1 protein-coding gene is annotated in these 2,125 nt (G+C 67.8%); it reads right to left on the reverse strand.

Annotated elements, in window-relative coordinates:
- Positions 1-405 precede the first annotated feature (405 nt).
- Positions 406-2,125 (reverse strand): hypothetical protein (locus ACFVXE_RS38970; RefSeq protein WP_389678525.1); only part of this gene is annotated, 1,720 nt, incomplete at its 5' end.

The following is a 2,125-nucleotide window of genomic DNA, read 5'->3' on the forward strand; positions in this document are numbered from 1 at the left end:
TCTCTACACCGTGGGCCCCTGTCGAACTCTCGGCAGGGGCCCGTGCTGCCTGAAGTCATGAACTGTTCGATTTCTGTAGCGTTTCGAGTGCTGCCCAAAATCGTATACAGGTGCTGTCGGGCCTAGGTTCTGGCACAGATCTTGGGAAGCGGTCGCAGAGGGTGACAAGGTTGTTCGATTGAAAGGGTGGTCACAAACCCCGGTTGCCCGATTCAGCCGCTCACCTCGTAGCCTCCGCACATGACTGATGGTTCGTTCCAGTGCCACTGTGTGAGGTCAAGCGGCCTGCTCGATGCGGCCGCGGGGCGTGCGAACGCATAGGACAGTCCCTACCTGAGCAGACGGGCAGGCACCCTCCACCGGGTGGTGGCTGGTGCCCGCGCGATCACTTATGTGCAGGTCGTGTCACTTCGAGGGGCAGAAGATCTTCCCGTGACACGGCTTCGGCCTGCAGTGCTTGCCATGCTTGTCGTGACACGGCGGCTTCGGCTTGCAGTGCCTGTCATGCTTGTCGTGGCACGGCGGCTTCGGCCTGCAGTGCCTGCCATGGCACGGCGACTTCTCGACGGTGATGCGGGCCTGGTCCTGGTTGGACCGGACGCTGCCGTCCTCGGCTGTGGCGACCGCGGTGTTGGTGACGCTGCCGCGTTCGGCATCGGCTCGGCTGACGATGTAGGTGCCGGTGCAGGTGGTGCTGTCGCCGGCCTGGCCGGCCGGGGCGAGGGTGGTCGTAGCGCAGGTCACCCCGGTCACCCGGTCGTCGGTGACGCCGACGCCCGTCAGTTCCTGGGGACCGGTGTTGGTGACGGTGTACGTGTACGGCACAACGTCGCCGACCTGGTAGACCTGGGTGTCGTCCGCGGACTTCTCCAGCCGGATCCCGGGCCCGGACTGGACGGGGAGGGTGACCTCGTCGGGTGGCGAGGTGACTGGGGTGGTTCCGGCCTGCCCTTGCGCGGTGGCGGTATTGGTGAGCGAACCGGCCGTTGCGTCCGCTGCGGTGACGGTGTAGTTGCCGGTGCAGGTGATCGTCTCACCGACCGCGAGGGTGTTCTGTGGGCAGTCGACGCCGGTGACCCGGTCGTCGCTCACGACCAGGTCCGTGATCGGCGTGTTGCCGCTGTTGGTCACCACGTACTCGTAGGGCACCTCTGTGCCCGGCGTCAACGGGGCCGCCAGCGGCGGGTCCTGGGAGACCTGCTTGACCAGGTTGAGCTGGGGCAGCGCGGCAGCCGGGTGGACGGTGAGGTTCCGGATGAGGTGGACATCGGTGAACAGCCCGGTCGAGGCGGCGAAACCGAACTTGTAGGTGTCGGGCACCGGTTGAGGCGCCGGAGTGGAAAGCACCTCCTGGCTGCCGCGGCCGTCGTGGAAGTCGATCGCAACCGTGATCACCGGGCTCGGCGACGGGGAGACCTCGACGGTCACCGTACGGCGCGACGGCTCCAGCAGCGCTTCGGCCTCCTGCGGGGTGGAAGTCGGTGGCACGGAGGTGGTCGGCCCGTGCAGCTGTCCCGGAAGCGTGGAGGGCCAAGGCCCCGTTGTCGAGAAGTTGCTTGTCGTCGCGTCGAGGAAGCAGTAGCCCTCGGTACCGTCGCCCGGCCCGCGCACAGTCACCATGTTCGCGCCCGGCGCCGGGATGCGGAATTGCGTACCGGCCGGCGAGCGGGTGGCGCAGCCGTTGCCGCGATGTTCCCAGTCGCCGAAGTAGTTGCCGAGAACATCCAGGCCGACACCCACGTAGCCGCGGTTGACGCCCGGCAGGAATGTCTCGTTCGGGTTGTCGTTGGGCAGCTTCTGCGCGTAGCCGAGGCTGCCGCCGAAGGCCCCGGGCGAGGTCAGCGACGCGGCGCCGTCGATGAGGAAGAACGAGATGCCGTCGGCGGGAGGGTTGGTTGTACCTCCGTACTGCCACTGGTCGAAGGAGGTGACCAGGCCCTGGGCCGCCGGGAGGGCATGGTTGTAGAGGACGGCGGCGGACTGGTCGTTGGACGCGTCGGTCAGCCGCAGGTAGCCGTTGGGTGCGGCGTTGTTCGGCGGCACGGGGCCGGTCGCACCGGCCGGACAGCCGGTCAGCGGGTGGGTGCCGGGACCGGGTGCCGGGGCCTGGGGTGCACCCGTCAGG

Origin of the sequence: Streptomyces sp. NPDC058231 (genome assembly GCF_042882275.1) — a bacterium.
Taxonomy (GTDB): domain Bacteria; phylum Actinomycetota; class Actinomycetes; order Streptomycetales; family Streptomycetaceae; genus Streptomyces.